Origin of the sequence: Azoarcus sp. CIB, assembly GCF_001190925.1 — a bacterium.
Classification (GTDB): Bacteria; Pseudomonadota; Gammaproteobacteria; order Burkholderiales; family Rhodocyclaceae; genus Aromatoleum.
Genome location: NZ_CP011072.1, coordinates 300,822 through 325,387, shown reverse-complemented (window position 1 = coordinate 325,387; position 24,566 = coordinate 300,822). Strand labels below are relative to the sequence as shown.

The 24,566-nt window shown below is 63.7% G+C and carries 27 protein-coding genes; 16 read left to right on the top strand and 11 right to left on the bottom strand.

The features are described 5' to 3' along the window. Positions 1-6: 6 nt before the first annotated feature. The 10 genes from AzCIB_RS01310 (at position 7) to AzCIB_RS01265 (ending at position 8,040) form a co-directional block, all read left to right on the top strand. Positions 7-1,065: a cytochrome c biogenesis ResB family protein gene (locus AzCIB_RS01310; RefSeq protein ID WP_157058400.1), complete on the top strand. Its 1,059-nt coding sequence runs from the start codon at positions 7-9 to the stop codon at positions 1,063-1,065. Position 1,066: 1 nt separating this feature from the next. Beyond that, positions 1,067-1,879: a cytochrome c biogenesis protein CcsA gene (ccsA, locus tag AzCIB_RS01305; RefSeq protein WP_050414233.1), complete on the top strand. Its 813-nt coding sequence runs from the start codon at positions 1,067-1,069 to the stop codon at positions 1,877-1,879. Continuing rightward, positions 1,879-3,195 (top strand): heme-copper oxidase family protein, encoded by a 1,317-nt coding sequence (locus AzCIB_RS01300; RefSeq protein WP_050414232.1) that lies wholly within the window; start codon positions 1,879-1,881, stop codon positions 3,193-3,195. The genes ccsA (AzCIB_RS01305) and AzCIB_RS01300 overlap by 1 nt, the downstream gene beginning before the upstream one ends. After that, positions 3,120-3,749, top strand: coding sequence for a tetratricopeptide repeat protein (locus AzCIB_RS01295; protein ID WP_157058399.1), 630 nt, complete (start codon positions 3,120-3,122; stop codon positions 3,747-3,749). Before AzCIB_RS01300 ends, AzCIB_RS01295 begins: the two co-directional genes overlap by 76 nt. 453 nt (positions 3,750-4,202) lie before the next feature. Next, positions 4,203-4,634 carry a c(7)-type cytochrome triheme domain-containing protein gene (locus tag AzCIB_RS01290; RefSeq protein ID WP_050414230.1) on the top strand — a complete coding sequence of 144 codons (432 nt, stop codon included), beginning with the start codon at positions 4,203-4,205 and terminating at the stop codon, positions 4,632-4,634. Next, the gene (locus tag AzCIB_RS01285; RefSeq protein WP_050414229.1) at positions 4,631-5,290 is read left to right on the top strand and encodes a c(7)-type cytochrome triheme domain-containing protein; all 660 of its coding nucleotides are present in this window, start codon (positions 4,631-4,633) and stop codon (positions 5,288-5,290) included. The genes AzCIB_RS01290 and AzCIB_RS01285 overlap by 4 nt, the downstream gene beginning before the upstream one ends. Before the next feature lie 42 nt (positions 5,291-5,332). Further along, a complete protein-coding gene (locus AzCIB_RS01280; protein ID WP_232299324.1) occupies positions 5,333-6,265 on the top strand; it encodes a hypothetical protein in 933 nt (310 codons plus the stop codon). 227 nt (positions 6,266-6,492) lie between these two features. Beyond that, positions 6,493-7,266, top strand: a complete 774-nt coding sequence (ccsA, locus tag AzCIB_RS01275; protein WP_083446835.1) for a cytochrome c biogenesis protein CcsA — start codon at positions 6,493-6,495, stop codon at positions 7,264-7,266. Continuing rightward, a complete protein-coding gene (gene ccmD, locus AzCIB_RS01270) occupies positions 7,263-7,469 on the top strand; it encodes a heme exporter protein CcmD (RefSeq protein ID WP_050414227.1) in 207 nt (68 codons plus the stop codon). Before ccsA (AzCIB_RS01275) ends, ccmD (AzCIB_RS01270) begins: the two co-directional genes overlap by 4 nt. 136 nt (positions 7,470-7,605) lie before the next feature. After that, entirely contained in the window at positions 7,606-8,040 is a 435-nt protein-coding gene (locus tag AzCIB_RS01265; protein ID WP_050414226.1) for a TlpA family protein disulfide reductase, read from the top strand. A 31-nt stretch (positions 8,041-8,071) separates the two neighbouring features. On the opposite strand, the gene AzCIB_RS01260 is transcribed toward AzCIB_RS01265, so the two are convergent. The 4 genes from AzCIB_RS01260 to AzCIB_RS01245 form a co-directional block, all read right to left on the bottom strand. After that, entirely contained in the window at positions 8,072-9,493 is a 1,422-nt protein-coding gene (locus AzCIB_RS01260; protein ID WP_050414225.1) for a multicopper oxidase family protein, read from the bottom strand. Between the two features lie 34 nt (positions 9,494-9,527). Continuing rightward, a complete protein-coding gene (locus tag AzCIB_RS01255) occupies positions 9,528-10,307 on the bottom strand; it encodes a type IV pili methyl-accepting chemotaxis transducer N-terminal domain-containing protein (RefSeq protein ID WP_050414224.1) in 780 nt (259 codons plus the stop codon). A gap of 15 nt (positions 10,308-10,322) precedes the next feature. Then, the gene (locus AzCIB_RS01250; RefSeq protein ID WP_232299323.1) at positions 10,323-11,198 is read right to left on the bottom strand and encodes a hypothetical protein; all 876 of its coding nucleotides are present in this window, start codon (positions 11,196-11,198) and stop codon (positions 10,323-10,325) included. A gap of 94 nt (positions 11,199-11,292) precedes the next feature. Next, positions 11,293-11,820 (bottom strand): tetratricopeptide repeat protein, encoded by a 528-nt coding sequence (locus AzCIB_RS01245; protein ID WP_232299322.1) that lies wholly within the window; start codon positions 11,818-11,820, stop codon positions 11,293-11,295. A gap of 260 nt (positions 11,821-12,080) precedes the next feature. Between AzCIB_RS01245 and AzCIB_RS01240 the strand changes: the two genes are divergently transcribed. The 6 genes from AzCIB_RS01240 (at position 12,081) to AzCIB_RS01215 (ending at position 18,427) form a co-directional block, all read left to right on the top strand. Beyond that, a complete protein-coding gene (locus tag AzCIB_RS01240) occupies positions 12,081-13,631 on the top strand; it encodes a sensor histidine kinase (RefSeq protein WP_050414221.1) in 1,551 nt (516 codons plus the stop codon). 38 nt (positions 13,632-13,669) lie between these two features. Next, positions 13,670-15,094 carry a sigma-54-dependent transcriptional regulator gene (locus tag AzCIB_RS01235; protein ID WP_050414220.1) on the top strand — a complete coding sequence of 475 codons (1,425 nt, stop codon included), beginning with the start codon at positions 13,670-13,672 and terminating at the stop codon, positions 15,092-15,094. Then, complete coding sequence (locus AzCIB_RS01230; protein ID WP_232299321.1) at positions 15,039-15,749, top strand: tetratricopeptide repeat protein; 711 nt, start codon at positions 15,039-15,041, stop codon at positions 15,747-15,749. Before AzCIB_RS01235 ends, AzCIB_RS01230 begins: the two co-directional genes overlap by 56 nt. Further along, positions 15,746-16,060: a c-type cytochrome gene (locus AzCIB_RS01225; protein WP_232299320.1), complete on the top strand. Its 315-nt coding sequence runs from the start codon at positions 15,746-15,748 to the stop codon at positions 16,058-16,060. The genes AzCIB_RS01230 and AzCIB_RS01225 overlap by 4 nt, the downstream gene beginning before the upstream one ends. Beyond that, complete coding sequence (locus tag AzCIB_RS01220; RefSeq protein ID WP_050414218.1) at positions 16,057-17,136, top strand: ligand-binding sensor domain-containing protein; 1,080 nt, start codon at positions 16,057-16,059, stop codon at positions 17,134-17,136. The genes AzCIB_RS01225 and AzCIB_RS01220 overlap by 4 nt, the downstream gene beginning before the upstream one ends. Before the next feature lie 88 nt (positions 17,137-17,224). Further along, positions 17,225-18,427: a ligand-binding sensor domain-containing protein gene (locus AzCIB_RS01215; protein ID WP_050414217.1), complete on the top strand. Its 1,203-nt coding sequence runs from the start codon at positions 17,225-17,227 to the stop codon at positions 18,425-18,427. A gap of 388 nt (positions 18,428-18,815) precedes the next feature. Here the strand turns inward: AzCIB_RS01215 and ccmI are convergent, their stop codons facing one another. From ccmI to ccmC, 7 genes are read right to left on the bottom strand one after another with little or no spacing between them, the layout of a single operon-like run. Then, the gene (gene ccmI / locus AzCIB_RS01210; protein ID WP_083446834.1) at positions 18,816-20,087 is read right to left on the bottom strand and encodes a c-type cytochrome biogenesis protein CcmI; all 1,272 of its coding nucleotides are present in this window, start codon (positions 20,085-20,087) and stop codon (positions 18,816-18,818) included. After that, positions 20,084-20,560 (bottom strand): cytochrome c-type biogenesis protein, encoded by a 477-nt coding sequence (locus tag AzCIB_RS01205; protein WP_050414216.1) that lies wholly within the window; start codon positions 20,558-20,560, stop codon positions 20,084-20,086. Before AzCIB_RS01205 ends, ccmI begins: the two co-directional genes overlap by 4 nt. 4 nt (positions 20,561-20,564) lie before the next feature. Continuing rightward, the gene (locus AzCIB_RS01200; protein ID WP_050414215.1) at positions 20,565-21,161 is read right to left on the bottom strand and encodes a DsbE family thiol:disulfide interchange protein; all 597 of its coding nucleotides are present in this window, start codon (positions 21,159-21,161) and stop codon (positions 20,565-20,567) included. An 8-nt stretch (positions 21,162-21,169) separates the two neighbouring features. Continuing rightward, positions 21,170-23,143, bottom strand: a complete 1,974-nt coding sequence (locus tag AzCIB_RS01195) for a heme lyase CcmF/NrfE family subunit (RefSeq protein WP_050414214.1) — start codon at positions 23,141-23,143, stop codon at positions 21,170-21,172. Then, a complete protein-coding gene (gene ccmE / locus AzCIB_RS01190) occupies positions 23,140-23,586 on the bottom strand; it encodes a cytochrome c maturation protein CcmE (RefSeq protein ID WP_050414213.1) in 447 nt (148 codons plus the stop codon). Before ccmE ends, AzCIB_RS01195 begins: the two co-directional genes overlap by 4 nt. Next, on the bottom strand, positions 23,583-23,795 hold the full coding sequence (ccmD, locus tag AzCIB_RS01185) for a heme exporter protein CcmD (protein ID WP_050414212.1): 213 nt from the start codon (positions 23,793-23,795) through the stop codon (positions 23,583-23,585). The genes ccmE and ccmD (AzCIB_RS01185) overlap by 4 nt, the downstream gene beginning before the upstream one ends. After that, positions 23,795-24,559 carry a heme ABC transporter permease CcmC gene (gene ccmC, locus AzCIB_RS01180; protein WP_050418143.1) on the bottom strand — a complete coding sequence of 255 codons (765 nt, stop codon included), beginning with the start codon at positions 24,557-24,559 and terminating at the stop codon, positions 23,795-23,797. The genes ccmD (AzCIB_RS01185) and ccmC overlap by 1 nt, the downstream gene beginning before the upstream one ends. Positions 24,560-24,566: the final 7 nt, after the last annotated feature.

The window sequence follows — 24,566 nt, the reverse complement described above, 5'->3', positions numbered from 1 at the left end:
GGCAAGATGGTTCGTGCTGTTAAGGAGGGCAAGGCAACGGAGGGTAGCGTCGACCGGGCTTGGGCGGATCTCACTATCATCCCGGAACGAAGATCGGCGGGTGCATGGATATTGCGCCTCCTCGCTTCGCTACGGCTGACCCTGGCGCTGATCGCTCTCCTCGGAAGCGGGGTCGCGTTTGCTTATCTGAGGGAAGGGGCCCGCACATGGCCACTGGTCGTCCCGCTTGTCCTGCTGGCGCTCAATCTGCTGGCAGCAGTGCTGACCAATGGCGTGTTCCGGCGCCAGACGGCATTGCTCGTCTTCCATCTTGCCCTGATCGTTCTGCTGCTGCTCGTCGCTGCGGGACGACTGACCTACCTGAACGGCTATGTCGGCGTCACCGAGGGCGTGCCGTTCGACGGCACTCTCTCCGAGTCCGATCAAGGGCCTCTGCATGCAGGCGACCTTTCGCGCGTGCATTTCGTGAACAAGGGTTTCCGGATCGATTACGCGCCCGGACTCCAACGTGGCGCTACCCGCAACGAGGTGGCATGGGCCGGCCCGGATGGGCGTTGGCACGAGGAACTGATCGGCGACCAGACCCCCCTTGTTCTGTCCGGATATCGCTTCTACACGACGTTCAACAAGGGATTCGCGCCGACATTCCGGTGGCGCAACGCTCACGGGACCGATCTGCGCGGGTCCGTTCAGCTTCCGCCCTACCCTCTGAAGGAATACAGCCAGGCGGCGGAATGGACCCCTCCCGGCAGCGCGCTGTCGATCTGGGTGATGCTGGACATCGACGAGATTCTCCTCGACCCCGCAGAACACACGACGTTCCGGCTGCCGGAACGATACCGGCTTGTTGTGCGAATCGGCCGCGACCGCCATGAAATGCGCCCGGGAGAGTCGCTGCAGACCGCAGAAGGCACCCTCGAATTCGAGGGGCTGCGCAGCTGGATGGGCTACCGCGTATTCTACGATTGGACCTTGCCTTGGCTTCTTGCTGCTTGTGCGCTAGCGGTCATGAGTCTGGCCGCGCACTTTTGGAAAAAATTCACGGCCAGGCCGTGGGATGCTTGAAATGGAACAAGAACTGCAGATCCTTTGGGCCGCAGTGACAGCCTACGTACTCGCGGGTGTCGTTGCCGTCGTGGGCGTCGTTCTGGGTAAACGACCGGAACGTTCGGTACTCGTGCTCATGCTTGCCGGACTTGCGCTACAGACCCTATCGATCGGGCTGCGCTGGGATCGCCTCGGACACGGCCCCTTCATCACGATGTTCGAGATCCTGTGTTCGAACGTGTGGAGTTTGATGACCGCCTATTCCCTGGCCTACTGGCGCATCTCCCGGATTCGTGCAACTGCCGCGATCGTGATGCCGCTGATGTTCATCATGCTGGGCTGGCTGATGGTCGCCCACCCCGGCGAAGGGCATTACCCCCCTACCTACAACACCCCCTGGCTGTACATCCATATCGGACTCGGAAAGGTCTTCCTCGGTGCAGTGCTGGTGGCTGTCGGTCTGTCGTGCGTGATCCTCATGCGCCATGCCGGAATCGGACGGCAACGTCTGGCCCACCTCCCGGCCAACCCTCAACTCGACGAGCTCGCTTTCCGCTGCATGGCAATCGGACTGATCTTCCACACATTGATGCTTATCGCCGGCGCAATCTGGGCCCAGGATGCCTGGGGCCGCTACTGGGCTTGGGATCCGCTGGAAACTTGGGCGTTCATAACCTGGCTGACGGTCGCATTCACCATTCACGCCCGCCTTGCCTATCGCCTCTCGCCGCCGGCACACGCTGGACTGGTACTTGCGGTGTTCATCACCGCCTTCCTGACATTCTTCGGCGTACCGTTCATCTCCGCCGCCCCGCACCAAGGAGCCGTGTGATGACGCAGACGCGCGTTCAACCCACGGTGGTCTCTCAGCGATGGCTCCTTGCGGCGGCAATGTCGCTAGGCCTGTCCTCGGTAGCGGCCGCTCTACTCGTGCTCGCGCGCACCCCGGTCCTCACATCACTAATAGCCTCGGACAGCTTTCCCCGCGCACTCGTGGTGCATGTAAACCTGGCCACACTGCTATGGTATTTCTCGATGGCGAGCGCGCTATGGACCGAAAGACTCGACGCGCGCCGCCAAAAACTCGCTGGGATACTTAACCTTTGTGGCGCTGCCGGGGCGCTCGGCGTTATTGCGACGGGCCTGCTTGCCCCCGGCACACCGACCCTCGCCAATTACATCCCCTATCTCGACCATCCATTGTTTCTCGGATCGCTGACGCTGTTTGCACTCGCAACGCTCTTAACCGCAGGCATCTCCCTGTCCCGCCCCCGCGACGCCGCCGAATGCGGCTTCGCCATCGCCCGCCTGCCCTTCTTCATGGGGGCGATGTACCTGCTGCTCGCATGGCGACAAGGGATGGGGCTGGTCGACACCCTCTGGGGCGCCGGACACATCCTTCAATTCGGCTTCGTGACGCTGATGATGGCGATATGGTTGCGGCTGGCACAGAACTCCGGAGCCGGCGCCCCCTCCCCACGGGTCACGGTCGCCTTGTTCGCCGCAGCATCCCTGCCTGCAGCCCTCGCCCCCGCACTGCTCCTTGGAGGGGTCGATCACGACACCCTGCACGGCCTTCACACTCAAATCATGCGCTGGGCGAACTGGCCGGCCCCGCTGATCTTCGGCCTGCTCCTCGCATTCCAGCCGGGCGCCCGTCGAGCCGACGGATTTGCTGCATCTCTCGGATTATATTCCCTCGGCATTTTCGCCGGCACCGCCATCGATAGTCAGACGACGCTGATTCCAGCCCATTATCACGGTACAATCGGCGCGTTTACGCTCGCACAAATGGCAGCGGTCATTGCACGCCTGTCGCCGGCGCACAATGCTCGCGAACGTGCCACCCCGACGCGGAGACCGCTCTCGATCTACGCCTTCGGAATAACGACGCTGATCTGCGGTCTTGCGTGGAGCGGCGTGCTGGGCGCGCCACGCAAGACCGGATTCAGCCCGGCAGACGCGGAGCCCGGAGCGATCATCGCCGCCGCACTCACCGGAGTGGGCGGCACCATCACGATCGTCGGCGTCGCCTACTTCGCACTCATTGTCGTACCCCGGATTGTCAGACTATGCAAATCACGCACGGCCACGATGCCCCCGCACAGCCCCAGCCAGCCAGCCGCGACGTTCGCAGCCGCGCGCTAGTCATCACGGTGCTCGCTACACTGGCACTCGGAGGCCTGTTGGCCCTGGACTCACCGCGTGGCGACCTGCAGCCCCCGAAGCGCCTTGCCTTTGCGGACATAGCACCCCTCGAGCTGCGCAATCCGACGGCCGACGCTGCAACACTGAAAGAGGTCCAGACACGTTTCGAACAGGGCGTGGCGATGCTCCGCATGCACCAGTACGAATACGCCCTGACGGCCTTTCACCAAGTCCTGGCGCTCGCGCCCAAGATTCCGGAAGCGCACGTCAACATGGGATTCGCACTGATCGGGCTCGAACAATGGAAACACGCACGCGACTTCTTCGAGTCGGCAATCGAGCTGCGACGCGACCAGATCAATGCTTATTTCGGGCTCGCCTTGACGCTCGACGCGCTGGGCGACCGGCCCGGAGCCATGGGCGCGATGCAGACCTATCTGCATCGCGCCCCGGCAGATGACCCATTCCGTGTGCGAGCCGAATCGACCATCTGGGAATGGCGCTCCGACGCACGCGCCGCAGAGCGCCCCGTATCCGCCGCTCCTGGCCATTGACGCCGCCCTGCCTCGGATGAACGGAGCCTTGCCCAGTCTTTGTAGAGGTAAGTGATGGGCTGCCATCCGACGGGCCCGGTCGGCTAAAGCCGGCCGGTATCGCCACGCAGACGCAATTCCCGCTTTCGGGAATGCATTCTCACGCGCAATACAATCAGTTACATTCGCCCGGCAGCTAGAGCCTGTCGATCGGCTGCCATGGGGTACGCCGATCGTAATAGACGCCGGGCTCAATTCTTGCTTTTTGCACCAGTCCGACGCGCAGCGTGGCCCGGTCGGGGAGAGTTGATTAAAAAGACGGGCAAGCTCGGTGCGACAGTAAGAACCTCCAAAACCATGTCGGATTCGTCTGGCGCGGCCAAGAGGGCGATTACATTCGTTTGGTTGCCAGCCGGCGGAATCTCGGGCACTTTGGCTGGCAGAAACGGTTTACGTTTTCAAGAGGGTTGAACTATGAAGCAGGTCCCGTGGGTAGCAAGAGTCCGTCGTGGGCTCACTGCGCTGCTGTTTGCCGTAGTGGCCATCACGCTCTGGACCCCGTCCGACAGCCGCGCCGAGTATGGCGACATCGTCATCAACAACTATGCCGACGCGGCCGGCATGCGCCCGGCGATCTTCCCGCACTGGTTCCACCGGATCCGCTTCCGCTGCAAGGTCTGCCATGCTGACCTCGGCTTCCAGTTCAAGGCGGGCGGCAACGAGATCACGATGCTGAAGATCATTGACGGCCAGTTCTGTGGCGCATGCCACAACGGCGAAGTCGCCTGGTCGGTCGAGAACTGCGACCTGTGCCATTCCGGCAAACCCAATACCCCCACGCAAGTGCACGAAAGCACCATCCAGAAACTGGCAGTTCCCGTCGGGCAAGGAGGTAGCAAGAAATGACCCGCCGTATTCCAACCCTTCTCCTGACCGTGTTCGCCGCCGCCCTGTTCGGCTCGGCGCCTGCCATTGCCCAAGAGGCCAAGGGCAAGCCCGCGGCCGCCCCCGCCGCGCCCCCGGTGGCCGCACCTGCTGCAGCCGCCCCCGCGACCGACGTCAACCGCTTCAACCGCCTGCTCAAGCCGGCCAATCAGCGCAACCTGCCCCCGTCGCAGGACGGCATCCACGACCCCGCCAGCGAAGGCACCGCAGCGCTGATGCCCCCTCTGTCCGCCTTTGAAACACTTCCCCGCAGCAACGCCGGCAACCGCGTCAATTGGGTCAAGGCCCTCGAAGATCGCGCGATCAACCCGCGCTGGGACCGTGTGGATGCAAACGCGGTACCGGTCGTGATGGATCTGAACATCGTCCGCGAAGTCAAGGGATCGATGCCAGACGTCGTCTACCCGCACAAGCAGCACACCGAGTGGCTTGACTGCTCCAACTGCCACCCCGCAATCTTCATCCCGCAAAAGGGCGCCAACCAGATCAGCATGGCGGCCATCCTTCTCGGGCAGAAGTGCGGCGTGTGCCACGGCAAGGTTGCCTTCCCGGTGTCCGAGTGCCGCCTGTGCCACTCGAAGAAGAAGGACGGTCCGGTCGCCCGCACGGTTCAGTAAGTCGTATTTGCAGTCAACAACATGCATGCCCAGGAGTCCGCAATGATGAAACCAAACTACCGTAATGCGATTCCTGGGCATGCTGTGCTTGCACTGGTACTCACGCTCGCCTCCGGCGGCGCGACGATGGCGCAGACCGAACCCGTACCGCCGGGCAGCGCATCGACCCGCCTCCAGGCCAACGAGCCCGACCGAGCCCAGCTCGAGCGCCGCTTCGAATCGGTTGGCACGTTGATCGAGAAGTCCACTGCAGCGCGCCAGATCGAAACCAGCGGCGAAGCCGCCGCCATCGAGAAGCGCCAAGCGGCCAAGGAACAGTACTCGCAGGCGAAGAGCGCCTTCGACGCGGGGGATCTCACAAAGGCTTCCAGCCTACTCTCGGCGGCGAGCAAGACGATGTTTGAAGCGGCACGGCTTGCCGCGCCGGAAAGCGTTACCGGGAAGAAAGTCGAAACGGACTACAAGAACAAGCTCGAGAGTGTCCGCGCCCTGCTTTCCGCGCAGCAGCGAATCGCATCGGAAAAGGGTAACAAGGAATCGCAGGAAAGCAGCCGTCAGGTCGAGGCCCTCATCGCCGATGCGGAGCGCAAGGCCGCAGCCGGCCAATATGCGAGCGGCCGGACGATTCTGGAACAGGCATACCTTCTTGCGAAGGCGTCGGTCAGTTCGATGCGCTCGGGCGACACGCTGGTACGTTCGCTGAACTTCGCATCGAAGGAAGAGGAATACCACTACGAGATCGACCGCAACGAGACGCACAAGATGCTCGTAAAGGTGCTGCTCGAGGAAAAACTCGCTGGAGCCCCGATGAGCCCGCGCGTCACGGAATTCCTCACAAGCGCCGGGTCGCTCCGCGGCGAAGCTGAAGCGGCCGCATCGCGCAAGGACTTCGAAGCAGGTATCAAACTGCTCGAACAATCGACCAGCGAACTCGTCAAGGCGATCCGCAGCGCCGGCATCTATATCCCCGGCTAAGCGTATCCACGCCGCACTCAAGCATGCCTCCGGGTCCGGCACGCCCCTGATCCGGACCCGAAAGGACGGGATTCCTGAAATCAGGAACGCCGACCTCCCGAAGCCCTGACTCTGCCCCTTGAAACGCAGCGGCTTACGGGTCTACGCCCGTTTTCGCGCTACTGCACGCCGGCATGCCGATTGCTAGATCAGTAATACGACCCCCGCCATCAAACACGCACGACAAGATGCCCGCCCTCAGCAGCACCCTCAGCTCGGACGAATCACCGCCTTTGGCCGCATGGTCGAAAGCGACCCCGCAGCGTGGGTACGTTCATGCGAGACGGCTGTTCCCGTGGTTTGCCTGCGCTGCCGCAGTGCTCTGCTCGATTGGCCTGTTCGTCGGTCTGGCCGTCGCCCAGACGGATCCGCACCAGCACGAACACTACCGCATCGCTTTCATACATACCCCGTCAGTCTGGTTGTCCGTCGCGATCTACTTCTTTACCGCGGGCGCGGCAGCCTATGGTCTCTTGCGACGGCAGCGCTTCCTGTCGATGATTGCTTCGGCACTCGCACCGACGGGAGCGCTGTTTGCGTTCCTCGCGCTATGGACTGGATCCCTCTGGGGCAAACCGATCTGGGGTGCATGGTGGGTATGGGAGGCGCGTCTTACCGCGGAACTGCTGGTGCTCTTCCTCTTTCTCGGCTACGTTGCCCTGCAGGAAGGCATCGATGACACACGCCGCGCGGACCGCGCCAGCGGCCTCCTGGCTTTGGTCGGAGCATTCGGATTGCCGCTGCTCTACTTCTCCGTCTTTCGCTGGAGCGCAATGTACGGCAGCGCGCCGCAAGGCCTGTCGGCTCCCGAAAATCCGGCCATCGCCGCCGGCATTCTCCTGATGAGCCTGGGCCTGCTCGCCTACGCCATTGCGGCGACGCTTGCCCGCCTGCGCAATGTGATACTCAAGCGCGAACGCAACAGCGAGTGGGTTGTGCAGAATTTCGGCGCACGGCCATGAACTGGGGCAGCTGGAGCGAATTCTGGGCGATGGGCGGGGACGGCCTATACGTCTGGAGCGCCTATCTCGTCGCAGTCGTTGTCATCTTCACGGAAATTGCAGTCATCGCATTGACGCGTCGTTCCATCCTTGAGCATCTTGGCCGTTATGCCAAAATTGCAAGAAAGGAAAGGAAGCCGCGAAATGAGGACTCGAGATTCTGATCTAGCATCGCCGCCCGCCAACACCACTGCGACTGCACGGCAAGCACTCTCCCGGTGCACCTTCGCTACCCTCGCAGTCTTTGCATTCCTGACGCCACCCGCCGCACCTGCATGGGCCGGGGAAACGCCGACCTCCATGCCGACACTTCAGCTCACCGGCCTCGACGGTGGACCAGTTCGCAGCCAGGAATGGCTTAAGGGCCGTCCGGCCGTGGTTAACCTGTGGGCGACCTGGTGCGCGCCCTGCCGCACCGAAATGCCCTCGCTGCAACGGCTCGAAGCCCTCCTCGCCCCCGATGGCATTCGTGTTCTCGCACTGTCCGTCGATAGCGACCACAACCTCGTGCGCGAATTTGTCCTCAAGTACGGGATCACCCTACCGGTGAGCATTGCGAATTCACCGACGCAGGCCATGACCGCAGTGGGTGCCGTTGCGCTCCCCCAGACCCTGTACGTCGGTGCAGACGGCCGCATCCTGGGCAGTCATCTCGGACAGCGGGACTGGGCCGATCCGCTGACGGTGCGCGAAGTACGCGGCCTCTTTGCCGTGAAGACGCCAACCAAACCCTAGCCCGCGCACTCCGCCGACCACCACGCGTGCATTACGCGACCCGGATCGTCCCCATCATGCCGCCTGCGGCATGATCGAGAATGTGGCAGTGGTACATCCAGTCGCCTGGATTGTCCGCGACGAACGCGACGTCGAGCGTCTGGCGCGGCCCCATGATGACCGTATCGCGCCAGACCGGCCGAGCTTCCTTGCGACCGTCGACGGCCACGACGCGGAAGAAATGACCGTGCAGGTGCATGGGGTGAACGAAGTCGGTCTCGTTGATCATGCGCAGCACAACGTGCTCGCCCCGCCGAAGGTGCAGAAACGGCTCGTGCATCAGCGCGTGTTCGTGCTGGGCGGTGTAATTCATCGTCCACGCCAGACCATGCCGCTCCATCAGCTCATGAGAACGCACCGGCTTGCCATCGACGATGCCCATCGTCGGGACGCCCCGCATCCCGCCCTGAAACATGATGTAGTGCTCCGTCGCCTTCGCGAGGTCGGGTTCCGGCAAGCGATTGGGCGCCAGCCGCATCGGGGCGCCGAGCGGCTGGCGGCGCAGGGGGCGCTCATCACTATAGACCAGCGACGCGATCGGCCCCGCGCTGCGGCGGTGGGTATCGTTCATGAGGAAGCGGCTTCCGGGGGCCTGCATGCAATCGACTACCAGATCTGCCCGCATTCCCGGCCCGAGGACCAGACGCTCGACCGCATGCGGCTCGACCGCCTGCCCGTCATGGGCGATCACGTTCATTGCGTGGCCGTGCAGTTCGAGCTGGAAGATCCTCGCGGCTGCCGCATTGATCAGCCGCAGGCGAATGCGCTCCCCACTTCTGACTTCGAGCACGTTTCCTGCACCGGCCGCCCTGCCGTTGATCAGAACCTCGTTGCCGACCCTCCCATCGTTTGCGATGTCCAGGATGCGGCCGAAATCCTCGACCTGCAGTCCATCGTCGCCGATCCGCACGTCAGACAGCAGCCAGACGAGTTCGCGATCGACCTCGATCGGCCGCTCTTCCTCGACGATCAATGCACCGTAGAGTCCGCGCGGCACCTGTTCGAAACTTGACTGATGCGGGTGGTACCAAAAGGTGCCTGAATCCGGGAGCGGGAACTCGTAGACGAACTCCTCGCCCGGCTTCACCGGGTTCTGCGTGACGTACGGAACGCCATCCATGGCGTTCGGGACGCGGATCCCATGCCAATGCACTGCGGACTCGGCCTCCAGGGCATTCTGGAAGGTCAGGCGCACCGACTCACCCTTGCGATACCGCAGCAACGGCCCCGGCACGCTTCCATTGAAGCCCCAGAAATTCGTCCGCGGCGCACCCGCGCGAATCGACTGTTCCACCGGTGCAGCGCGCAATGTCGCCGCCCGCGGAGCGGCAGCCACGCCAAGCCGGGGATAAAGTGCGATTAGGCCAAGCGACGATGCGGCTGCTTTGATGAATTGGCGGCGCGAAATGCCCATCGAGTCCCCCTCGGACGAATTGATCAGGTGCAGGTCAGCGCGATTCCGCGTGCTCGTACAGGCGAACGAGACGATCCGTCGCCGCGAGTATGGAGTCTGCCGCTTCCGCAACAACCAGCCGATAGGAGCCGGCCCCCTCCACCGACAGAGCGGTGCGCAGCCACTCCCATTGCAAGGCGATTTCCGAGAGTTCGGCACGCATGTCCGCAGTGTTGTCCGGCAGCGCAGCGAGAGTGGTCAGGCCGCGCGCAAACTCGTCGGCGGCAGAATCCATCTCGCGGCGGCTTGCCGCCGTATCCGCCCCCCACGAGTACAGCATGTAGGCCTTCACGACGCGTTGCGAGAGCATGCGCAGGCGTCCCGCTTGATTGACCCTGCGCGCACCAGCACTGTCGGCCGCGGCTTCCAGCGTAAGGACAAGCCGGTCCGCGCTCTCAAGAACATCAAGGCTGCGCCGGGACGCGAGCAGCGCGCGCGTCCTGTCGGCGGGATCGGCGACCGCGGCACGCAACGCCGACCAGTTCCCTCTCAAGTGCTCGATCGACGCCGCAGCCGGCGGAACGACCGTCGCAAGCGCCTGCATCCGCTCCAGATTGCGTTCGAAGCGCGTGATCGAATCCTGCAGCTGCTCCAGCGCTACGGCGGGCACGACTTCGAGGCCCAGCTGCACATAGGACTTGGCCAGACGTTGCGACAGCATCCGGAGCTCGCCGGCGGCATTGATGTCGCCCGGGGACACGGCCTGTTGCGCAGCGGCGTGCGCGGCCACAAACGTCATCAACGCCCAGAGGAGAACGAACAGTTTCCGCATCATTCAGCGCTCCTCGCGTCAGAACACCGGTACGCCCATCGACTGCAAGGCTCGAATCAGCTGGGCGGAGGCCTGCTCCATCAGTTTGACCGCTTCCGCGTGCTGACCTGCCTTCGCCTGGTCGTCGGCCTGTGCGCCGAGCCTGCGCCCTTCCTCGACAAAACCATCGACCAGACGCCGCTTGTCGCCGGCGGCCCGACCCTCGGCAACCATCATGTCGACCATGATCTCGTTGCTTGCGAAGCGCTTCTTCTCGTATGCGTACTCGTCCGCAGGCGAGTCGAACTTCAGCGATAGCAAGACCTCCTGGCCCGCCCGCAGGCGCGACAACTCCTCGACGGCAAGCTTGTAGGCTTCGGCCATCTTCTTCCCGGCCTCGCCAATGCGCCCCGCTTCGGCGAGTTGCTTCGACTCGGCCGTCAGACCATCCACGCGCCCGAGCAATGCCTTGGCGGCAGCTCCTTTCTGGGCATCCCTGGATAGCTCCTCGATCGAGACACGGTACATCCCGACCTGGTCGCCGAGATCCTGCAGGTTTTTGCGCTGCGCGCTCTCGGGCAGGGCGCCTTCGCCCGGCGACATCCGGCGCGATGCGCTCGACACGGATCGCAAGGCTTCGTCCGCCAGCTTGGCGGCGTCATCGAAGCGGGCGTCGGCAAGCGCCTTGCGCGCGTCGTCGATTGCGCGCCTCCCCTGTTCGATGAGCGACCGGGAGTCCGCTTCGCGCCCCTCCGCCGCGCCTCTGGCCGCCGGAGAGTTGATCAGCGTCTCGACCAGGCGGATCTTCTGCTCGACCAAACGCCTCTTCTGATCGCTTCCGTCGGCCGGCGTCTGTGCCCCAACCGTCACGGCAAACACTGCGGCAACGACACCCGTCATCCAGCGCAATCTCATCGACCTCTCCGGTTCATGTGCGATGAAATCAATCAGAACCTTGCTCCGTCAAATACCTAAGCACCCGGGATGTTCGCCGCCTGGGGCACACGGCTCAGTGCCCCGCCCCCTTCGATCCTCCGAGGAAGGATCGCGCACCGGCGTGACCATGATCGGCTGCCAAGCGAATCCAGCGCATCGCCTCCTCCTGATCCTGGACGACGCCCTTGCCCGCCAGGAACAGCAGCCCCAAACCGTACTCCGCGTCGGCATGCCCCTTGCGTGCGGCTTCGAAATACCAGCGCGCTGCCTCCTGGTCAGGATCTTGCACGGACTTGGGGAGTCTGTCACCGAACACATACATGTTGCCGATGAAGTACATTGCATCGAGATTGCCCTGGTCCGCACTGCGGCGGGCCCATTGCATCGCCTTGTCCTCGTCCTCCGGTACGCCGCGTCCGTAGAAGTACATGACCGCAAGCCTTTCCTGGGCTACGGCATTTCCGCCATCGGCAAGCGGCGCGAGCTGTCCGGCGGCAAGCTCGTACTGGCCGCCATCGTACTGGCGAAGCGCATCGTCGATGGGGGCGGCATGCACGGCTCCGGTCAGCAAAAACATGCAAAAGGAAAGACGACGCAACATGAAAGAACCCTCTCCCTATCAAGTCAGTTCTGTTTCCGGGAGCGGCGACGGTGCGCTCCCGGCGCATTGGCGAACCCGCACGCAATAACCGTACCGTTCCGTATCATTGCGAACGTATCATCGATCCCGTGCTCTTATCTTTCGCATCCTCCGCGTGGCGCGATCGTGCGGGCAACCGCTCCATCTGAGAAAATGCGTGCGTGCGCGTCCAGTGTAGCCCGACAGTTCCGACGGAAGCGGTACGCGCCCAGAGAAATGAGATGAACACGACCTTCAGCACGGCCGACGGTCTCTACGAGATGCCCGACGACGAAACACGACCGCAGGATCACCTCGGGCGGCAGCCGCGCTCGCTGTCGCTCAGGGCGAAAGGAATCATCGCCTTCATCCTCATGGTCGCATACTCGCTGCTGATCGGCGTATCGACCGAAACGCAGCGCCAGGGCCTGCTGCGCGTGGTCGACGAACTCGAGATGGCCCATCGCACGGAAGCACAGCTCCTCGAGATCAACACCTCGATGGCGCGTACGCTGTTCGCCGTGAACATGTCCTTCTCGGACGACGACCTGGCATCGTCGGCGATACGTTCGATGATCGAGGTCGAAGCCAGCCTATCCCTGCTCGAAGCGATACAGGACCGTCACCCGACGGTCCTGATGCTTGCCGGGAAGCTGCATGCGCTGGTGCGCGACTTGGCCCAGTCGCCGACGCTCAGCACCCTGGGCGTCGCACGCGCGACCCTGAACGAATTGATCATCGAGCTCGACGGCGTGACGAAGAATGCGCACGCGCACCGGCTGCGGCTGCTCGACCAGTACCGGGAAAATTACGATCGCATTACACTGAGCAGTTTGGCCATGCTCGTGATCGGACTGATCCTGCTGGGCGCGGTTACCGCCATATTCTTCAGCCGACTGACGTGGGATATCCGCAAACTAGAGGCACATGCACATGGAATCGTGAATGGGAATCGCGATGCACCCCTGCCGGTTACGCGCAATGACGAACTGGGAACGCTGATGCATGCGGTAAACCGCATGCAGCAGGACCTGCGCGAACGTGAACGCCATATCGAACGTGCGCGTCTCGAACAGTTCCATCGCGAGAAGATGGTGGCGGTCGGGTCGCTCGCGGCTCAGCTCGCACACGAGATCAACAATCCCATTGCGGCGATCACGGGCGTGGCAAGCGCCATGAACCAGGTCCAACAGTCACGGCAATGCCCCAATCACGGCGTGTCGTGCCACCCCGGACTGATCCTCGAACAGGCGAAGCGTATCTCTACGATCACGCGGCAGATTGCCGATTTCACCCGGCCGCAGCCCAAACGCCCGGAGTTGCTCAACCTGAATGAGATCGTGAGCAGTACCTGTGCGTTCGTCAGCTACGATCGGCGCTTCCGGCGCATTGCCATGACGACCGAACTCGACGGCGAAATGCCGGCCATACGGGCCATCGGCGATCACCTGACGCAGGTCCTGATGAACCTCCTGTTCAACGCCGCCGACGCCCTCGAGGAAATGACTGCGGACCATCCCGCAAAGATTCTCGTGCGTACGCAGGCGCTCGAGCACGAGGCGCTGGTCGAAATCGCGGACAACGGCGCCGGTATCGACGCCGACACACTCGGGAAGGTCTTCGACGAATACTTCACAACGAAACCGGCGGGCAAGGGAACCGGCCTCGGGCTCGCCCTCAGCCGCGAGCTGATCGAGGACGCGGGAGGCTCCCTGACGCTCGATTCCGAACCCGGCAAGGGCGCGACGGCGCACATACGCCTGCCCCTGCGCCCACCCGAGCGGGTAGCCTGACAACTGAACGGGCAGCATCCACATCACAAGGGAATTCGATGCACATACTGGTCATCGACGACGAACGCGCAGTCCGGGAAATTCTCGCGGACGCCTGCCGACAGGCGGGCTACTCCGTCGACGAGGCGCGCAACTGCACTGAGGCCGCATCCAAACTGGTCCGCGGAGACGTAGACCTGGCGCTTTGCGACATCAAGATGCCGGACGGCAATGGAGTCGATCTGATGCGATCGATCAAGGAGTCCGGCGTCGAAACCAACTTCATCATGGTCACCGCGTTCGCCTCGATGGAGTCGGCGGTCGAGGCCCTGCGCCTGGGCGCCTCGGACTATGTCACCAAGCCGTTCAACGTCGAGGAAATGCTGCACCGGGTGCAGCAGATCGCCGCCCTGCGCGGGCTCCGCGAAGAAAACCGCGTCCTGCGCAAATTCGCCAAGGCGGACTCCGACAAGTTCCGCTTCATCTCGCCGTCGATGGCTGCGGTGGAGCGCCTCGCGGGCAAGGTGGCCCCCACCGACAGCACTGTACTGATCACCGGCGAATCCGGTACTGGCAAGGGCGTGCTCGCACGCCTGATCCACGAACAGAGCCGGCGCAGCGAACATCTGTTCCTGCCGGTCAACTGCAGCGCGATTCCCGAAACGCTTATGGAGGCCGAGTTTTTCGGCCACACCAAAGGCGCGTTCACGGGCGCGGACAAGGCCCGCAAGGGCCTGTTCCTGCAGGCGGACCTCGGCACCCTGTTCCTCGACGAAGTCGGCGAACTGCCGATGCTGATGCAGACCAAGCTCCTGCATGCCATCGAAGAAAAGGAAATCCGCGCCGTCGGCAGCGAACAGTCACGCCGCGTCGACTGCCGGATCGTTGCCGCGACCAACCGTGACCTCAGCCAGATGGTCAAGGAGGGCACTTTCCGCGAGGATCTGTTCTTCCGGCTCAGCATGTTCCACATCCACATACCACCGCTGCGCGAGCGCAAGGAAGATATCCGCGACCTGATCCGCTTCATCCTCGACCGCGCCCGCGACCAGCGCGATGCGGCCGCCTGCCTGACAGTCTCCGACGAGGTCGAACGACTCCTGATCGGCTATCCTTGGCCGGGGAACGTCCGCCAGATGGAAAACGTCATCAATCGCGCATGCATTCTGGCCGAGGACAGTTGCATCACGCTTGACGACCTTCCCCCCGAGATCGCCCGCACTGTTCCGCCCGGACCTGCTCATGGCACACCCATTGCTACCCAGCGAAGCTTGCGCGATCAATTACGCGAGTTCGAGGCGAGCGTGATCTACCGGGTGCTGGATGAAACCGGCAGCGACCGGCGCACCGCCGCCCAGAAACTGGGCATCGGTTTGTCGAGTCTTTATCGCAAACTCGAGGAATTCGAGGCATTTGGAATTCACCGGAATGAAACCGGCGCTTCCCACCCGGCCCGCGCCCAAAACTCCGAACAAGGAACCTGACATGAAGCTTCCCGGAACTGAGAAGTTCGTTCCCGCTTTCAGCCATACGCTTTTCGCATTGACACTGTTCATGACGAGCGCCGCGGCACTTGCGGACGCCGAAGCCGACTACAAGCGGGGATACGACGCCTATCGTGTGAATGACGTTGCGGGCGCGATGGAGCCTCTGAAGAAGGCTGCGGATGCGGGCCATGCTGCGGCCCAGGCGCTGTACGGTTCGATCCTTGACAGCGCCGAACTCGACGATGAAGCAGTGCCCTACCTTACGAAGGCTGCCGACCAAGGCGACACCGATGGCGAATACGGGCTGGCAAAGATGTACTTCACGGGCGAAGCGAAGGCCCCCAATGATGCAGATGCAGGCCGCCTGATGCGCTCGGCGGCCAGTAAGGGGCACAGGCTCGCGATCGTCACGATGGCCCTCGCCTTCGTGCGGGGCGACAAGCGCCTCGGGGCCGAAAATTCCGACACCCCGGAAGCGCGTGAAATGCTCCTCAAGGCAGCCGAGCTCGGTGAAGTCGATGCCATCCGGGCAGTCGCGCAGGGCTACCGCGGAGGCAAGTACGGTTTCACCGCCGATGCTGCGAACGCCGATCAGTGGGAAACACGGCTTGCGGGTATTTTGGGGACAGGGAAGAAAGGAGCGCGCAAGTGACGATCATCCGCGCAATCGGAATATCCGCCCTGACCTCAGCGATGCTGGTATCTGGCAGCACCTTCGCGGCGAACGTAATCGAAGGGCAACGGATCTACAACCAGCATTGCATCGGTTGCCATGGCCCCGGCGGACACAGTGCGATACCGAACGCTCCGCATTTTTCGCGCGGGGAACGCCTGATGCAACCCGACATGATGTTGCTCGCCACCATCAAGAGCGGCAAGATTATGATGCCGTCATTCGCCGGCATCCTTAGGGATCAAGAAATACTCGATGTAATAGCTTACTTACGGACACTTCAACGATGACCCTGAATCTGCAGCACGCACGAACCGCCCTCGCGGCGGTCGGACTTGCCCTCACCTGCATGACCGGATCCGCCTTTGCCCAGGCACCGGCGCCCGACTACCGGGTCCGTGAGACCTTCAATGTCGGTGACACCGTTTACGTGCGCGCACTGACCATCGAGAAAGGCACCAACACCATCTGGGTGGGCACATCGACCGGGGTGCATGAGATCGACCTCTCGACACGCAAGCCGCGCAACACCTTTACGCGTGCTGACGGACTCGCGAACGAATACGTGTTTGCCGTAGGTATCGATTCGCAGGGTTACAAGTGGTTCGGCACCAACGCCGGCGGAGCCTCGCGCTACAAGGACGGCAAGTGGAAAACCTACTTCCCGATGCATGGCCTCGCCGACTATTGGATCTACTCCTACGCCAACGACAAGGATGGCAACCTCTGGATTGGCACCTGGGCGGGCGTGAACCACTACAACGTCAAGACCGGCGAATTCAAGAAATACGTCAAGGAACTCATCAACGAGTGGGTGTACGGCCTTGACGTCGACGCCAAGGGACGCGCGTGGTTCGCAACCGAAGGCGGCGTGTCGATGTTCGACGGCAAGACGTGGAAGTCCTGGACGCACAAGGACGGCCTGGGCGCACCGAACGCGGAACAGCTCCCCGCATCGAGCAACACGGGCCTTGGCACGCGGTCGCGCCACGACCTGACGACGATGGAGCACGGCCAGCCGACCTACAATCCGAACTACTCGTTTGCGATGCACATCGACCCGCAGGGCGATGCGTGGGTCGGCACGTGGGGTGGCGGGGTCGCGCGCTTCGACGGCAAGTCCTGGAAGAACTACAACAGCAAGGACGGGCTGGTCGGCAACATCGTGTATTCGATGGCGCAGGACAAGCAAGGCGTGTTCTGGTTCGGCACCGACAAGGGCGTATCGCGCTTCGACGGCAAGAACTGGCGCTCCTTCACGACCAAGGAAGGTCTGCTCGACTCGCACGTGTACACGATTGCGGCAGCCGACAACGGCGACATCTGGGTCGGCACACGCCGCGGCGTCTCGGTCATCGGCAAGTAATCCACACTCAAGGTCGGACGCGCCGGCGGACCGTTCTGCGGCCCCCGCCGGCCGAGCGACAACCGGAACTTTAACTGGAGTCTTTCGCATGAGTTACAAAGTTGCAGCCGTCGCCGCCATCGTCGGCGCCGTCGCGATTGCCGGCGCCTATACGCTCGGCCAGCAGCAGGCCAAGGCCCCCGCACCCGCCTCCGTTGCGAGCGCACCGGCCGGCGCCCAATCGGCGGCCGGTGGCCAGGAGACCCGCGAGGGGAAGGTCGGCGTGGACCCCAACGAGAAATTCACCCATTTCCGCGTCGGCAACAAGAACGTCAAGAAGATCTTTGCCGACAACGGCGTGATCTGGGTCGCGACCTCTGGCGGCGTCATCCGCTACGACACGCGCACCGACGAATACAAGATGTTCGACAACCAGAGCGGCCTGCTGTCGAACGGCATGTTCTATGTCGGTCGGGTGCAGGGCAAGATCACCGTCGGTACCTACGGCGGCGGCATGTCGATGCTGGACGAAAAGACCGGCACGTGGGACACCTACAACATTCCCGAAGGATTGGGCGACGCCTTCGTGTATGACGTGGTCGAAACCCGTACGGGCGACATCTGGATCGCAACCTGGTCGGGCGTAAACCGCGTCCGCGGCGGCAAGCTCAAGGATCCGGCGGCTTGGGAACTCCATACCGTCGAAAGCACCAGCGGCGGCCTCCCGAACGACTGGGTGTACGGCCTCGCCGAAGGCAAGAACGGTGAAATGTGGCTCGCGACCGAAGGCGGTATGGCCCGCTTCATGGATGGCAAGTGGGAGAACTGGAACCACTCCCGCGGCGTCGGTGCGGACTACGACAAGGTCAAGCAGGACATCGCTTACAAGAGCGATCCCGCGAAGGAATCGCTGCACCACGCCCAGCAGAAGCGCGAGATGGGTCTCGAGGGGATCGACCAGGCTTACAACCCGAACTACATCATTGCACTCGTCGTCGACGAGGACGGCACGGTGTGGTCCGGCACCTGGGGTGGCGGCCTGGCGCATTACGACGGCCAGAAATGGACGAACTACACGACCGTCGAGGGACTGCCTGGCAACCATGTCTTCATGCTGCACCGCGACCAGCAGAATCGTCTGTGGATAGGCACGAACAACGGCCTGGCGGTCAAGGAAGGCAATCAGTTCCGCGTCATGAAGTCCGCCGATGGCCTGTTCAACGACACCGTATTCTCGATGACGACGACGAAGGAAGGGGACCTCTGGATCGGCAGCTACGGCGGTGTTGCCCATATCCGTCCGGCGATTTGAGCGAAGCGGCAGGATAGTTTCACGGCAGCACCCGGGCCGCCCCACTGAGTGGGGCGGCTTTTTTGCGCCTGGAGAATCAACGCATCACCGCCGACTCCCGCCATGCGGTTCCGCGGTCTGTGCGCGTTCAGGCAGGTCTTCAACGCCGTCTCGGATCCATTCGGTGAGCATGGATCGCTCAGGCTGATCGCGACAGGCGCGGCGGGTAGCGGGCGAGGCGCGCTATCCGATGTGATCGAGGTTCCTCACCCAGCCTTGATCGGTCGGAGCCAGGGAACGTCGCTGGGCGTGCGCAGCCATCCGCCGGTGCCTCGCCCCAAACCCGTAAACAAAGAAAGGGGCGTGATGCCAGCGGCACCACGCCCCTCGATTTATGCAGAAGCGGCGCTTACTTGCGCACGCGGTCGATCACGACGCTGACGCCCTGGGCGTCCGGCGAGGCCAGCACCGTCTGGCTTTCGAGATCGCCGGCGGCAGCTGTCGCACTACCGCCCTTCGACAGCCGCGCACCGACGGCGATCTGCTCCGGCAGGGGGCCCTGCGACATGCGTTGTGCGTTGCTGAAATCGAAATCGACGGGCAGGTCGCCGGCGCGCATGCGCAAAGCGGCAATCGGCATGCCGCCCTGCGGCGGACGCGCAAAGACAAACACAGTCGCATCGCTACCGGCTTGTTGTGCGAGCTCGGGCGACAGGCTCAGTCGGCCGCGCAACGTGAGGGGGGCCGACGAGGCCTGGGCGCCGTCTTCCCGGGCCGCACCACCAATTCCCGCCACCTGAGCACCGGCAGGCGGATTCAGCTGGGCCATCCCTCCCTTCGTGCGGGCCTCGTTGATGCTAGCCAGAATCGAGCTGTACGCACCGTCACCGGGCGGCATGGTGGCGAGGATCTTCTCCCATTGGGCGGACGCGGTCGCGTAGTCGTGACGGACGAACGCGGACGTACCCGAAAGCGCCAGCGCCTTGACGTGATTCGGCGCCAGCTCGAGGGCACGCGCGATGAGCCGGTCGGGATCCCCCTCGAACTTGCGTCCGCCTGCGCCGGCAAGCAGGTCAGCCCAGTCGGCGAGAATGTCGGGATGATCCGGAATATTCCTGCCGATCCTGTTCCACGTCGCAACGGCGCCCTGGAAGTTCTGCATCACGGCGAACGACCGGCCCAGCATCATCCAGCCCTGCACGTCGCCAGGCTCGCGTTCGAGGCGCTCGGCGAGTTGGGACACCATCGCCTGCATCTGCTCGGGCGTGATCTGGTGGCCCGCTTCGGGCGCGGGTTTGGCGCTGGCGGGATCGAGTCCCTCAGGGGTGCCGAGGATGAGGTACACGGCCACCGCGAGAACCGGCACGGCGAAGACCACGCCGAGCGCCCAGCCACGGGCGGGGGCGGCGTCGACGCCGGCCTCGGCCGTGCCGGCCTCCGTCAGCGCGCGCTGCTCGAGCTCTTCGCGAGAACGCTTGTAGTCGGCCTCCGCGATGCGCCCCGCAACGTGGTCGGCTTCGAGTTCGGCGAGTTGCTCGCGCAGCACAATCAGTACGGTACGCGCCTGTTCCTGACGTGCAGCATGTTCGCGCGCCTTGGCTCCCGTCCCCAGCATGGGCGGAATCACGAGCAGCAGGGCACCGGCCACCAGCATGGTGGCCAGGATCAGGAAAACAGTCACGAGCGGGACTCCTGGGAAGGTTTGGCAGAGCCGTCAAGCAGGGCAGAGGCGCGGGCATGCTCTTCCGCGCTCAGGGGCGGCGGAACTTCGCGAACGCGCCTGCGCAGGCGCCAGCCGAGCCATCCGGCTCCGGCGACGAGCAGCAGCCCCGGTCCGAGCCAGAGCAACAGGGTTGCTCCCTTGAACGGCGGCAGATAGAGGACGAAATCACCGTAGCGGGCAACGAGGTAGTCCACGACGGCAGCTTCGTCCTTGCCCGCGAGGAACTGCTCGCGCACCTGGTTGCGCAGATCCACCGCCAGCGGCGCGTTGGATTCCGCGATCGACTGGTTCTGGCAGACGAGGCAACGCAGGTCGTGCGACAGGCGCATGACGCGTTCCTCGAGGACGGGGTCGTCGGAGACCGGAACCGCTTCGCCGGCCTGGCCCACCACCGGAAAAAGCAGGGCCGCAACAAGCGCCAAGCGGCGCATCAGGTCAGCTCGCACGTTGCAACTCCGCGATCTTGGGAATCAGCACGTCGCGCAGCGATTCCGGGGTAATCGGACCGATGTGTTTGTAGCGGATCACACCTTGCTGGTCGATCAGGAAAGTTTCCGGAACACCGTAAACGCCGTAGTCGATGCCGATGCGCCCGTCCAGATCCACTGCCGACACCATGTACGGATCGCCTCCGTGCTCGACGAGCCACTGGCGCGCACGCTGGCGGGCGCTTGTGAGCTCGGTCGCGGGATCGAGGCCCTTCACGTCGAGCGCGCCGTCGCCGCGCACTTCCTTGTAGTTGAGACCGATGATGGGCACCGGACTGGTGCGGGCGAAATCGACCAGCACCGGATGCTCATAGCGGCACGAGATGCACCAGGACGCCCAGACGTTGAGGAGCCACACGCGCCCCTTGAGGTCTTCGGGCGAGATGAACTTGTCTTCGGCCTGCAGCTGCGGCACGCGGAACGCCGGCGCGGGTTTGCCGATCAGCGGCGACGGAACCTCGCGCGGGTTGAGCTTCAATCCATAACCGAGAAATCCCGCCAGCAGCAGGAAGATGAACAGGGGAACCAGGAACTTCGCTTTCATGAAACCTCTCAAGCAGCCTGGCGCGCCGCCCCCGCAGGGGCTTCGCGCTCGGCAAGACGGCGGTAGCGGCGGTCTGCGGCGGCGAAGATGCCACCCAGCGCCATCAAGGTGCAACCGACCCAGATCCAGCTGATGAACGGACGGTAGAACAGGCCCACGACCCAAGAGCCGTCCTCGAGCTGGTCGCCGAGGTTCACGTACACGTCGCGGAGCGGGCCGATGTCGATCGAAGCCTCGGTCATCGGCATGCCCTGCGCTTCATAGAAGCGCTTCTCCGGCGTCAGCGTCGCAAACGTGACGCCCCCGCGGCTCACATCGATCGTGGCACGCGCGGCAGCGTAGTTCGGTCCCGGAGCGTCCGCGACGCCGCGGAAGGTGAAGGTGTAACCGGCGAGCTGTGCGGTGTCGCCCGGCAGCATCTTCACCTGGATCTGGCTGTTGAGACTGCCGACCAAGGCGACGCCGATGATGAACACGCCGATCCCCAGGTGGGCGAACCACATGCCCCACCACGCTGCGGGAATGCTGCGCAGGCGGGAACCCGCTCCCGCACCCTGACGGTCGGCGAGACGCTGCCACAGGATCTGGGCGCTGCCGATCAGGACCCACGCCGCAAGGGATAGCCCCAGGGCGGTACGCCACGTGACGTGACCGATCGCGAAAGCGGCACCGATCCCGAGGACGACACTCGCAACCAGACCCGGGGCGATCTTGCGCAGGACGCGGTTGCCTTCATCGCCCTTCCAGCGGACGAAGGGGCCGATCATCATCAGCACGATCACCGGTGTCATCAGCGGCACGAACACGGTTTCGAAGTACGGCGGCCCGACCGAGATCTTGCCGAGGTTCAGCGCATCGATGAACAGCGGATAGAGCGTGCCGAGCAGCACGGAGCCACAGGCGACGGACAGCAGGACGTTGTTGCCGAGCAGCGAGGCCTCGCGCGACACGAGGCCGAAGCTGCCGCCCCCGGCCAGGGTGGGCGCACGCCACGCGAACAGCGTCAGAGAGACGCCGATCACGACGACCAGCAGCGCCAGCACGAAGAGGCCGCGTGCGGGATCGGTGGCGAACGCGTGCACCGAGGTCAGCACGCCCGAGCGGACGAGGAAGGTGCCCATCAGCGACAGCGAGAACGCGCCGATGGCGAGGAGGACGGTCCAGCTGCGGAAGGCGCCGCGCTTCTCGGTGACTGCCAGCGAGTGCATCAGTGCGGTGCCCAGCAACCACGGCATGAAGGACGCGTTCTCGACCGGATCCCAGAACCACCAGCCGCCCCAGCCGAGCTCGTAGTAGGCCCAGCCTGAGCCGATGGCGATGCCGGAAGTAAGGAAGACCCACGCGACGATCGTCCACGGACGCGACCAGCGTGCCCAGGCGGCATCCATGCGGCCGGAGAGGAGCGCGGCGATCGCGAATGCGAAGGCGACCGAGAAGCCGACGTAGCCCATGTAGAGCAGCGGCGGATGGATGATCATGCCCGGATCCTGCAGCAGCGGATTGAGGTCGCGGCCTTCGGGTGCGCCGGGCAGGATGCGGTCGAACGGGTTGGAGGTGACCAGCAGGAACAGCAGGAAGCCGCTGCTCACCAGACCGAGCACGCCGAGCACGCGCGCCATGAAGATCTCGGGCAGGTTGCGGCTGAACACCGTCACGGCGACGGTCCACAGCGCGAGCGACATCGACCACAGCAGCAGCGAGCCCTCGTGGTTGCCCCACACGCCGGTGATCCTGTAGATCAGCGGGGTTGCCGAGTGCGAGTTGCTGGCGGCCAGTTGCAGGGAGAAATCGCTGTTGATGAAGGACCAGGTGAGACAGCCGAACGAAAACGCGATGAACAGGAACTGACCCTGCGCGGCGGTGCGACCGACGGACATCAGTGCGAGGCGGTTGCGGCTCGCGCCGATGAGCGGCACCACGCCCTGCACGAAAGCGAGGATCAGCGCGAGGATGAGGGAGAAATGGCCGAGTTCGGGAATCATTGCTTCACCGTCTTGGCGGTCTTCTGCGCTTGGTCGACCGCGTGCTGCGCTTCGGGCGGCATGTAGTTCTCGTCGTGCTTGGCGAGCACCTCGGAGGCGGTGAACTGGCCGTCCGGGCCCATCTTGCCCTGCACGACCGCGCCCTTGCCCTCGCTGAAGAGATCAGGCAGCGAGCCCTTGTAGGTCACGGGAATGACCTTCGCGGTGTCGGTGATCGCGAACTGCACGGTCAGGCCGTCGGCCGCGCGCTTGATCGAGCCGGGCTCGACCAGACCGCCGATGCGGAAGGTGCGCCCGCTCGGTGCCTTGCCTTCGGCGACTTCGGTGGGGGTATGGAAGAACACGAGGTTCTCCTGGAAGGCGGTGAGCACGAGCGCCACCGCCCCGATCAGCAGTGCGACAGCGCCGCCGAGCAGCATCAGCCGTTTGCTACGGGGTTTCATTCAACGATCTCCTCAAAAGCACGGCGCCCGCCCGCGCCGGCCGCATTGGCCCGACGCAGGCGCAACAGGCGCCGTACGGTATCCCTACGACGACGCACGACGAGGATCAGTTCCCCGATCACGAGCAACAGCATCACGCCGTAACTGCCCCACACGAAGGGGGCGAATCCACCCATGTCCCAGAAGGCACTCCAGGATTCCCACTGCATCAGATCTTGCCCTCCAGCGCGTTCAGTTCGGCCGCGACCCACTCGGTATGACGTTCGCGTTCAAGGATCAGCGAACGCACGCGCCACAGCGTGACCGCGATGGTGTAGGCCCACGCGGCAAACGCCATGACCAGCATCCCGGTCAGCATGGTCGTCGCCATCGAAGGCGCCTTGTTGAGACTGACGGAAGCACCCTGGTGCAGGGTGTTCCACCACTTCACCGAAAAATAGATGATCGGGACGTTGACCGCGCCGACGAGCGCGATGATCGCCCCGGCCTTGTCTGCGCGGCGAGGGTCTTCGATTGCGCGGGTGAGCGCCATGAATCCCAGATACAGGAAAAGGAGCAATAACTGGGAAGTCAGGCGCGCGTCCCATACCCAGTAGGCGCCCCAGGTCGGCTTGCCCCACAGTGCGCCGGTCCACAGCGCGACGAAGCAGAACATGGCGCCGGTAGGCGCGAGCGCCTGCGACATGATGAAGGACAGGCGGGTGTTCATGACCAGCCCGACAAAGGACCAGAAGGCCATGACCATATAGATGAACATCGACATCCAGGCCGCGGCGACGTGGATGTAGATGACGCGATAGACGTCGCCCTGAACGGCATCGGTCGGCGCGACGAAGAATCCCAGCCAAAGACCGATCGCCGCGAGGATCGCTGCGACGCCCGCGAACCAGGGAGCAAGCCGGCCGGCCAGGGGGTAGAACATCTGGGGAGCAGCGAAACGGAAGATGCTCTTGCTGCGTTCGGGTTTTTGCATGTCTTTC

Excerpts from the sequence above, each read along its gene's own strand:
- AzCIB_RS01310 (WP_157058400.1), top strand. The coding sequence starts at position 7 with ATGGTTCGTGCTGTTAAGGAGGGCAAGGCAACGGAGGGTAGCGTCGAC.
- ccsA (WP_050414233.1), top strand. The coding sequence starts at position 1,067 with ATGGAACAAGAACTGCAGATCCTTTGGGCCGCAGTGACAGCCTACGTA.
- AzCIB_RS01300 (WP_050414232.1), top strand. The coding sequence starts at position 1,879 with ATGACGCAGACGCGCGTTCAACCCACGGTGGTCTCTCAGCGATGGCTC.
- AzCIB_RS01295 (WP_157058399.1), top strand. The coding sequence starts at position 3,120 with ATGCAAATCACGCACGGCCACGATGCCCCCGCACAGCCCCAGCCAGCC.
- AzCIB_RS01290 (WP_050414230.1), top strand. The coding sequence starts at position 4,203 with ATGAAGCAGGTCCCGTGGGTAGCAAGAGTCCGTCGTGGGCTCACTGCG.
- AzCIB_RS01285 (WP_050414229.1), top strand. The coding sequence starts at position 4,631 with ATGACCCGCCGTATTCCAACCCTTCTCCTGACCGTGTTCGCCGCCGCC.
- AzCIB_RS01280 (WP_232299324.1), top strand. The coding sequence starts at position 5,333 with ATGATGAAACCAAACTACCGTAATGCGATTCCTGGGCATGCTGTGCTT.
- ccsA (WP_083446835.1), top strand. The coding sequence starts at position 6,493 with ATGCCCGCCCTCAGCAGCACCCTCAGCTCGGACGAATCACCGCCTTTG.
- ccmD (WP_050414227.1), top strand. The coding sequence starts at position 7,263 with ATGAACTGGGGCAGCTGGAGCGAATTCTGGGCGATGGGCGGGGACGGC.
- AzCIB_RS01265 (WP_050414226.1), top strand. The coding sequence starts at position 7,606 with ATGCCGACACTTCAGCTCACCGGCCTCGACGGTGGACCAGTTCGCAGC.
- AzCIB_RS01260 (WP_050414225.1), bottom strand. The coding sequence starts at position 9,493 with ATGGGCATTTCGCGCCGCCAATTCATCAAAGCAGCCGCATCGTCGCTT.
- AzCIB_RS01255 (WP_050414224.1), bottom strand. The coding sequence starts at position 10,307 with ATGATGCGGAAACTGTTCGTTCTCCTCTGGGCGTTGATGACGTTTGTG.
- AzCIB_RS01250 (WP_232299323.1), bottom strand. The coding sequence starts at position 11,198 with ATGAGATTGCGCTGGATGACGGGTGTCGTTGCCGCAGTGTTTGCCGTG.
- AzCIB_RS01245 (WP_232299322.1), bottom strand. The coding sequence starts at position 11,820 with ATGTTGCGTCGTCTTTCCTTTTGCATGTTTTTGCTGACCGGAGCCGTG.
- AzCIB_RS01240 (WP_050414221.1), top strand. The coding sequence starts at position 12,081 with ATGAACACGACCTTCAGCACGGCCGACGGTCTCTACGAGATGCCCGAC.
- AzCIB_RS01235 (WP_050414220.1), top strand. The coding sequence starts at position 13,670 with ATGCACATACTGGTCATCGACGACGAACGCGCAGTCCGGGAAATTCTC.
- AzCIB_RS01230 (WP_232299321.1), top strand. The coding sequence starts at position 15,039 with ATGAAACCGGCGCTTCCCACCCGGCCCGCGCCCAAAACTCCGAACAAG.
- AzCIB_RS01220 (WP_050414218.1), top strand. The coding sequence starts at position 16,057 with ATGACCCTGAATCTGCAGCACGCACGAACCGCCCTCGCGGCGGTCGGA.
- AzCIB_RS01215 (WP_050414217.1), top strand. The coding sequence starts at position 17,225 with ATGAGTTACAAAGTTGCAGCCGTCGCCGCCATCGTCGGCGCCGTCGCG.
- AzCIB_RS01205 (WP_050414216.1), bottom strand. The coding sequence starts at position 20,560 with ATGCGCCGCTTGGCGCTTGTTGCGGCCCTGCTTTTTCCGGTGGTGGGC.
- AzCIB_RS01200 (WP_050414215.1), bottom strand. The coding sequence starts at position 21,161 with ATGAAAGCGAAGTTCCTGGTTCCCCTGTTCATCTTCCTGCTGCTGGCG.
- AzCIB_RS01195 (WP_050414214.1), bottom strand. The coding sequence starts at position 23,143 with ATGATTCCCGAACTCGGCCATTTCTCCCTCATCCTCGCGCTGATCCTC.
- ccmE (WP_050414213.1), bottom strand. The coding sequence starts at position 23,586 with ATGAAACCCCGTAGCAAACGGCTGATGCTGCTCGGCGGCGCTGTCGCA.
- ccmD (WP_050414212.1), bottom strand. The coding sequence starts at position 23,795 with ATGCAGTGGGAATCCTGGAGTGCCTTCTGGGACATGGGTGGATTCGCC.
- ccmC (WP_050418143.1), bottom strand. The coding sequence starts at position 24,559 with ATGCAAAAACCCGAACGCAGCAAGAGCATCTTCCGTTTCGCTGCTCCC.